Annotated in this window: 4 protein-coding genes and 2 pseudogenes; 4 read left to right on the plus strand and 2 right to left on the minus strand. The window is 74.0% G+C overall.

The annotated features are described in order from the left end of the window. Positions 1-145 precede the first annotated feature (145 nt). The 3 genes from ABZ497_RS36105 to ABZ497_RS36115 all read left to right on the plus strand — a co-directional run bounded on the left by ABZ497_RS36105 (position 146) and on the right by ABZ497_RS36115 (position 2,154). Positions 146-1,156: an aldo/keto reductase gene (locus ABZ497_RS36105; protein WP_359812212.1), complete on the plus strand. Its 1,011-nt coding sequence runs from the start codon at positions 146-148 to the stop codon at positions 1,154-1,156. A 133-nt stretch (positions 1,157-1,289) separates the two neighbouring features. After that, on the plus strand, positions 1,290-1,523 hold the full coding sequence (locus ABZ497_RS36110) for a hypothetical protein (RefSeq protein ID WP_359812214.1): 234 nt from the start codon (positions 1,290-1,292) through the stop codon (positions 1,521-1,523). An 88-nt stretch (positions 1,524-1,611) separates the two neighbouring features. Next, complete coding sequence (locus tag ABZ497_RS36115) at positions 1,612-2,154, plus strand: hypothetical protein (RefSeq protein WP_359812219.1); 543 nt, start codon at positions 1,612-1,614, stop codon at positions 2,152-2,154. On the opposite strand, the pseudogene ABZ497_RS36120 reads toward ABZ497_RS36115, so the two are convergent. Both ABZ497_RS36120 and ABZ497_RS36125 read right to left on the minus strand, forming a co-directional pair. Then, positions 2,106-5,990 (minus strand): annotated as a pseudogene (locus ABZ497_RS36120) (ATP-binding protein); the annotation flags it as partial. The gene ABZ497_RS36115 and the pseudogene ABZ497_RS36120 sit on opposite strands and share 49 nt — an antisense overlap. 267 nt (positions 5,991-6,257) lie before the next feature. Next, a pseudogene (locus ABZ497_RS36125) lies at positions 6,258-6,875 on the minus strand (leucine zipper domain-containing protein); the annotation flags it as partial. A gap of 287 nt (positions 6,876-7,162) precedes the next feature. Here ABZ497_RS36125 and ABZ497_RS36130 point away from each other — a divergent pair. Then, positions 7,163-7,792 carry a hypothetical protein gene (locus ABZ497_RS36130; protein WP_359812216.1) on the plus strand — a complete coding sequence of 210 codons (630 nt, stop codon included), beginning with the start codon at positions 7,163-7,165 and terminating at the stop codon, positions 7,790-7,792. Positions 7,793-7,921 lie beyond the last annotated feature (129 nt).

The raw sequence follows: 7,921 nt of genomic DNA on the forward strand, positions 1-7,921 counted from the left end.
ACGACACGACACCCCGTCTCTGCCACCGAGGCACCGGCACTATGCCTGACCAGCGGAAACGCACCCGTCACTATCGGAAAGACAACGGCTTCTCACGCCCTGCGAATTTGCGTTGGAGCGCACTCGAACTCCTAGGGTCCGACCCATGCGATACGTCAAACTCGGAGCGACCGGTCTGGAAGTCTCCGCCATCACTCTCGGCTGCATGAGCTTCGGTGAGCCGGACCGGGGTGGCGAGCCCTGGTCGCTGGGCGCGGACGCCAGCCGGGACATCATCAAGCAGGCCCTGGAGGGCGGCGTCAACTTCCTCGACACGGCCAATGGGTACAGCGCCGGAAGCAGCGAGGAGATCGTCGGTCAGGCGGTCAAGGACTTCACCCGGCGCGAGGAGGTCGTTCTCGCCACGAAGGTCTGGATGCGGATGCGTCCCGGCCCGAACGGCGCCGGGCTGTCCCGTAAGGCGATCTTCGCCGAGCTCGACGCCTCCCTGAAGCGGTTGGGGACCGACTACATCGACCTGTACCAGATCCACCGCTGGGACTACGACACCCCGATCGAGGAAACCCTCGAGGCGCTGCACGACGCGGTCAAGTCCGGGAAGGTCCGCTACATCGGAGCCTCTTCCATGTACGCCTGGCAGTTCACCAAGGCCCTCTACCTGGCTGACCTGAACGGCTGGACCCGGTTCGTGTCGATGCAGGACCACTACAACCTCATCCACCGGGAAGCGGAGCGGGAGATGTTCCCGCTCTGCGCGGACCAGGGCATCGGCGTGATCCCGTGGAGTCCGCTGGCGCGGGGCAGGCTGACGCGGGCCCGGGACACCGTCACGGCGCGTGCGGAGAGCGACGAGGGCGGCGGGATCCTCTACCGCGACGGGGATCAGGCGGTGGCCGAGCGCGTCCACGAGATCGCGGGCAGGCGGGGTCTGTCTCCGGCCCAGGTCGCTCTGGCCTGGGTCATGCGTAGCCCGGTGGTGACCTCGCCCGTCGTCGGGGTCACCAAGTCGGCCCAGCTGGCCGACGCGGTCGCCGCGGTGGACGTCGAACTCGACGAAGACGAGGCCGCCTACTTGGAGGAGCCCTACCAGCCACACGAGACCGCCTATCTGGAGGAGTCCTTCTACACGTCGCGCCCTGTGGCGGGCTCCCGGTAGTCCGGGCTGCCGCCGGGCCTTTCGACGAGTCCTTGGCCTCGGCCCTCCTGGGCCGGCGGTGGTTGTGGGCGGTCGCGGCTGCGGCGCAGTCGGCACCGTCGCCCTCCAACTGGCCAGGCGCGTGGGCGCACATGTGGCGACCACCGCGAGCGCGGCCAACGCCGCTCGGGTCGGGGAAGTCTGCGCAGATGTCGTCATCGACGACCGCACCCAGGACTTCGAGGGATTGCTGGACGGCTTTGACGTGGTCTTCGACGACCGCGGTGGCAAGGCCCTGGAGGAGGCGTTGGGAGTCCTCGGGGTGGTGGGAAGGTCGTCAGCGTCGCCGGGCCGCCTGACACTGATTTCGCCTGCGAGTTGGGCGTGAACCCGGTGCTGCGGCGGGCGATGAACGTGCTGGGTTTCAGGACCCGGCGCCGTGTCGGGTGCCGGGCGTGATCTGCTTCTTTCTGTTCATGAGGGCCGGCGGCGACCAGCTGCGTGGGCTGGCGTGGCTCGTCGGCGCCGGGGAGATCCGCCCCGTCGTCGGTCGGGTGTTCTCCTTCTCCCAGGTCCGCGGTGCGGTGTGGTACGCCGAGAAGGGCCGTGCCGGGGTCGGCGAGGTCGTGATCGCCATGGGGTGGGGGCCGGCCGCCGCCACGCCGGCGACACACCCGGGCAGTGCGGGCCCGTCCGGTGTCCGTGGGTGGTGCCGACTTCGCCTGTCGGCTGCTCGGCCGGCCGCCGGGCGGTGTCATCGCCCGAGTCATCGCGGTCGACGATTCGCAGCCGGTACGTGCCCCTGGTCGAGGGCCGCCTCGGCGGATGTCTGCGCCTGGTCGTCCCGGGCGGCCGGCTGCTCCCCGTCCGGGCGCCACGCGTCGCGGTCGCGGACGTGGTCGAATTCCTCGGCCCGGGCGGCGAGGACGTCGAAATGGGGGAGCGGGGCCCACAGGCTGCGTTCCCCGATGACGTACAGGCGGCGCTTGGCGCGGCTGGCGGCGACGTTGAGCAGGTGAGGGGTGCGGGCGGCCCAGTCGCGGGCGCCGGGGCGGCCGCCGCCTAGCACGAGGATGACGACATCGGCCTCCTTGCCCTGGGCCCGGTGGACGGTGGCGCAGCGTTCGTGGAGGAGCTCGGAGGTCCAGTCCGGGCGGTTGCGGCAGATCTTCTGGCACTCGGTGACCAGGGCGCGGAAGGGGGTGATGACGCGTAGCCGGGTGAGGTCTACGCCGTGCTGGTCGAGGCGGTCGAGGACGAACTCGAAGGCGCGGCGGTCGCGTTCGCCCCAGGGGGCGTCGGGTGGCCGGGTGGGGTCGTCGGTGTTGAGCCAGCGGCTCGGCAGCAGGGCGTCGTGTTCCTGGTCGGGGAAGGGCTTGTTCTCGGTGCCGTAGACCATGAGGCCGCCGTAGGCGACGTCGTTGCTGATGGTGAACATCGGCTCTTCGCAACGGCGGTGGACGCGCAGGGGGGATCCGACCCAGACGTGTTCGTCGTCGCCTCCGGGGGCGGGCAGGTAGGTGCCGTACCGGTTGGTCCGGTCGGCGACGGCCTGGGCGGAGGTGGCCGAGGGCAGCCACTGGTCGTCGACGTCGTAGGCGCGCAGGAGCCGGCGTTGCAGGGCGGTGGGCATGGTGACGACGGGTTCGAGCTGGAGCGGGTCGCCGACGAGGACGGCGCGGCGGGCGCGCCACAGGGCGCCGACGGCGGCCTGCGGGGTGGCCTGGCCGGCTTCGTCGACGAGGACCCAGCCGAGGGTGCCCCGGCCGAGGCGGGCGAACATGCCGCCGATGGAGGAGAAGGTGGTGGAGACGACCGGGATCAGGAGGAAGAGGGTCTGCCAGGCGCGTTCGGCCTCCTCGTCGGGGATCGGCCCGTTGGTGTTCGTCATCAGCTCCATGAGGACCTGGAGGTTGCCGTGGACCTTCTTCGCCGCCCCGGCGACGAGGGCGCGGTGCAGGTCGAGTGCCCGCAGGAACAGGTCGCTGCGGGCGATCGACCAGGCCTCGTCGGACCAGGGGGAGCCGAGTTCCTGGTCGCGCTCGTCGAGGTGGACCCAGTTGAGCGGCAGGGAGGGCAGCGTCGCGGCGGCCTCCCGCAGTCGGTGGTGGCGGGCGTCGAGGTCGGCGACGGCACCGTCCAGGGCGCGCCGGCCCGCTGCGGCGGCGGTGCGGGCGGCGGAGAGGTCGGCGGCCGCCGCGGTCTCCCGGACGAGGGTGGCCTGTTCGTGGGCGCGCGCGGCGGCGAGCGCGGCGGCGGCGGCGTCGATCGCGCTGGCGGCGTCGGCGTGGCGGCCGGCGGCCAGGGTCTCGGAGTGGACGGCGTCGGCGACCTGCTCCACGGCGTCGTCGAGGGCGCGGCGCTGCTGGACGAGCAGGTGCGTGATCTCGGCCTGGGAGTGTGCGTGCTGCCGCTCGGCGGCCTGCCGGTCGGCGGTGCTCCGCAGGAGCCGGCGCAGCCCGCCGCGCAGTCCGCGTTCGGCGGCCGAGGGAGCGTCGTGGCGGGTGGTCAGCGCTGCCACGTACGCGTGGTGGTGCGCGGCCCGCTCCCGCGCGGCGGACAGTCGTGCGCGGGCGTTTGCCAGCTCCTGTCGTGCCGCGGGCACCCGCGCCGCGGCCGCGCGGTGTGCGGCCTCAGCCGTCACGGTGGCGGCACGGGCGGCGGCGACGGCGGCGCCGGCCCCGGTGAGGCGGGCCGCACACGCGTCCACCTGTGCGTCGGCCCGCCCGCTCGCGGCCTCCAGGTCCGCGATGCGCCACCCGGCCTGCGGGGACTCGACGGCCTCCAGCGCGGTGGCCAGCCGGGTGCGCTGCGCGCGCAGGCGCTCGACCTCGGCCTCCGCCGCGCGAAACGCACCGACGGCCTCGCGCCACGACGGCACGGGCCGGGCCGGGCCGGGCGCCGGGGCGGTGGCGGCACCGGTGGCCGGGCGGGTTCCGCGCGCCGGGGTGTTCGGAGGGATCCAGTCGCCGAGGAGCGCCTTCATGCCGCGCAGCGGTGGCAGGCCGTCGGCGGTGCGGGCGTCGGACTCCTCCTTCGGCAGGCGGCCCCACCAGAACCGTTCGCCGAACTCCTTGCGGTTGCCCTTGTTGCCGAGCACGGCCGCCACCAGGCCCCAGGCCGGAGCGCCGCCGAGGAGCGCGGAGGCGAGGTCGGAGAAGTGGTCCGGGCCGACCCGCCAGTGCTCGCCGAGGGCGTCCAGGCCCGGCAGTTCGGCGGTGATGTTCTCCACCGCACCGTTGTTGGACGACGTGACCACGATCTCGAACCCGGTCAACCGCGGGTCCAGCCGGGCGACGTGGCGCCGGTGCCTGCCCTGGCGGTCCAGCCCCTGCCACGCGCGACCGGTGAACGCCTGCCCCGGCCGGTCGAAGGTGGCCATGACGGCCGCCCGTTCGACCACCAGGGCGGCGACCAGGTCACGCAGCATCGTCGTCTTGCCCGTGCCCGGCGGACCGTTCACCGAGAACATCCCGCCGTCGGTCCCGGCCCGGTCGGCGAGCATGCGGTTCACCGCGAACTGCTGGCTCAACGCGAGCGGGAAGCGTGCCGGTGAGGGCCACCGTCCGGCCGGCACCAGACCTGGCGCGACCCCGGCCAGGACGGCCTGGCGCGCCTGCCGCACGTCGGTGCGTGCAGCGACGTCCACCGCGTTGTGCTCCGTCAGGTAAGCGTCGAGCGCGGGCCCCAACCCCTGGCCGGCCGCCGCGCGCACCCGGGCCAGGTCGGGCGGGAGAAGGCTGTTCAGGAACGGCGCGGCGGCAGCGACCTTCGTCCGCAGATCGCGCGGACGGTGGACCAGCCGGCTGCGCACCCGGATCACCCGCGGCCGCAGGTGCGCCTCCACCCCGCACAGGTCCGCGATCTGCGCCGTCAGCGCCACCAGGTCGGCCAGCCCCACCGGCCGGGGGCCGGCTTCGTCCGCCCCGGCGGGCGAAGCCGTGTCCGGGAGGTGCCCGGTGCCGGCCCCGGCGCCGTCCTCCGGGGCCTCGGTGCGCTCCGGAGCGGGCCGGCGGGCAGCCGCCCAGTCGGCGGCGCGCCGTACGAGCGGCTCCGCCGCGCCCTGCAGCGCGGCGCCGGCGACCTCGCCGAACAGCGCCCCCACCGCGCCCACGGCCGCACCGCCCAGGATCTCGGCGAGCAACTGCCGCCAGCCGCAGTCCCCGGCCGGGGGAGCCGTCGCAGCGGGCGGCTGTGGCCGGTGCCCGGGCACGGGGGAGTAGGGGGCGGGGGAGTAGGGGACGGGGACGGCGGTCAGCCGGTCGATCGCGGCGCCGAACGCGTCGTCCAGCTCCTCGAAGCCGTCCAGCCACCCCGGCGCCCCCGGCCCGGGATCGAGGAGTCGTCCCGTGGCCCACGCGCACGCCGAGATCACCGAGGTGTCCTCGATCGGCCGGCCCTCGTCGTCCAGGACCAGCGCGAACATCGCGCTCTGACCCGACAGCGTCAGCTCCGCCTGCGGGACCCCGGGGTCGGGGTCGGTCCCTTCGGGCAGTACCGCGATCATCGCCTGGCGCAGCAACTCCAGGTCGAAGACCCCGCCATAGACCTCGTGGCGCCACATCCTCCCGTACGGGGCCAGCCGTCGGGAGGTGGCCGGGTGGTTGGGGTCCCACGGCAGGGGCAGACCCGCCAGGCCCGGTTCCGGGGTCACGTCCACGGTGTACTCGTCCGCAGACCCCGAGCGCGCGGCGCGCCGCCGGCGGGGCAGCGACGGGATCCCCGGGGGGCTGAACAGCTCGACCGCCCGCCAGCAGTCCAGCAGGGCCTCCTGTCGCCGGTCCCGCGCGTGTCCGCTCCGCACCCCGCTGCCCCCGTGTCGAACGCGCGGCGCACGGCCGCTTCGTGTGCCCATCAGCCCCGCAGAAACTACCGGACCGACACCGTGCGGGCCGAGGGCCCGAACCACGGCATTCGCGCCGGCTCCGGCCGGCGGCCGGAGCCGACGACCCGGACCGGACGTCGAGGGCGCAGGTCGGCGCCGGAACGGCGTGGGCCCGCGCCGGTGCGCTCCCCGGTCGCGACGGCCGGGGACCACGCTCAGCGGTCGGGTGCGAGGTGTCCTTCCCGGGTCAGGGACGGTGACTCCGGCCTGGGTGAACAACGCGTTCGCCCAGGTCCAGAACGCGGCCGCGCTCTCCTTGCGCTCGTCGGCGAGGATCTCGCTGTAGGCCGGGCTGGAGTGGTCGTCGACGGCGTCGTGCAGGTGGCTGTAGACCGCGCCGGAGCTGTTCTTCCTCCCGGTCGGGCGGCCCTGTACGCGGTGGCCGCCGCCGTCGGGGATGTTGCCGGGCTTCTTGATGTCGACGTGGACCAGCTCGCCCGGTGCGGTGCGTTCGTAGCGCCGCACCGGGCATCCCGTCGCGCGGTCGGGGTGCGCGGGGCGGGCGAGTCGGTAGCGGACCAGCACCCGGTGCGCCGTGGCCGGGTTCAGGTGGAGCAGGTAGGCGATGCGGCCGGACCCCACCGCCGCGGGACACGGATCGCCTGCGGGAGGCACAGGACCTTGACGATCCGCCGCTCGGTGCGGACGGGCAGCCTGCGCGGGCTGCGGGGGGCGGGGGAGGTCGCTCATGCCGGCCTCGCCGAGGGCCCGGTATCGGTCGGCCCAGCGCTTGGCCGTGGTCGGCGAGACCTGGAAGCGCTCGGCGGCCCTGCGCAGGAGCCAGCCGTCCTCCACCACGCAACGGGCCAGACGCAGACGTCCGGTCTCGGTCAGCGGTGCGTTCCGGTGTGGCATGAGGGCCTTCCTGGTCGCCGGTGCAGATGTCGCAGTCCACACCTGGCCGGAAGGCCCTCACTCATTTCAAGATCACCACGCCGTGAACCGTCTCACCAACCTCCGTCGTCAGTACACCTAGACGTCCGCCTCGGGACCGGCGACCACCCGAGAACGGCCGGTCCGCCTGCCACGCAACTCCGCCAGGCCCGCGCCGCACCGGGTGCCCGAGGAAGCTCAGGGACCGCAACTCCGACAGCCACCGCGAGTGGCGCGCCACCTGGGCGGCACCGGACGGCCGACAGGTGATGATCATCGAGCACAACGGACAACCCGCCACCCCCAACCGGGAGAACCCGCCGCTCGACGCCGATCAGCCGCGCGCCCTGGTGACCGCTGCGGCCTGGGCGCGGCTCTTCGACGCCCTGCCGGCGCGGGACACCGCGCCCAAGCCGCCCACACCCGAACCCGGTCCGAAGGCGGAGGATCTTCTGGCGCCGCTCGTCCCGCTGCTCCCGCCGGGCGCCGTCCCCTCCGGGCAGGACGGCCGGGACGGAGCGCACCTCACCGTGACGTACGAGGGGCGCACCAGCATGCTCTCGGTGAGCGTCACCGAGCCGGGCGGGCGGGGCGTCAAAGACAACGGGCGGGGCGTCAAAGACAAGGAGTACGCCGAGACGGAGGGGTCGGCGGGCCCGCTGGCGGTCCGGGAGCGCCGGCCGGACGGCGCCACCGTCGTCACCGACGTGTTCGGCAACGGCAAGACGGCGGTCGACCCGGTCCTGCACCGGGCGGCGGCGGTCTACTACGCCGACGGCCGGGCCATCGAGATCAACGAGTGGAACGGGGAGAACGGCTACACCTTCCGTCCCGGGAACCCGGCCCTCGGCCTCGACCAGCTCAAGGCGGTCGTCACAGCCCCGGCCTGGCTCCGCTGATCCGGGGGCCTCGCACCGCCGTACGGTGATCGGCCCGGGGCGGAGGCGCCGTTCGGCGCGTACTTGCCGACGTTCTGCTGCTCGGTGCTCTGGTCGGAGATCAGCGGGGCGCCGGTCTGGGTGGTGCGG

Origin of the sequence: Kitasatospora sp. NPDC005751 (assembly GCF_040630835.1) — a bacterium.
GTDB lineage: Bacteria > Actinomycetota > Actinomycetes > Streptomycetales > Streptomycetaceae > Kitasatospora.

Coding starts and splice junctions, on each gene's coding strand:
- ABZ497_RS36105 (WP_359812212.1), top strand. CDS start 146: ATGCGATACGTCAAACTCGGAGCGACCGGTCTGGAAGTCTCCGCCATC.
- ABZ497_RS36115 (WP_359812219.1), top strand. CDS start 1,612: ATGAGGGCCGGCGGCGACCAGCTGCGTGGGCTGGCGTGGCTCGTCGGC.
- ABZ497_RS36130 (WP_359812216.1), top strand. CDS start 7,163: ATGATCATCGAGCACAACGGACAACCCGCCACCCCCAACCGGGAGAAC.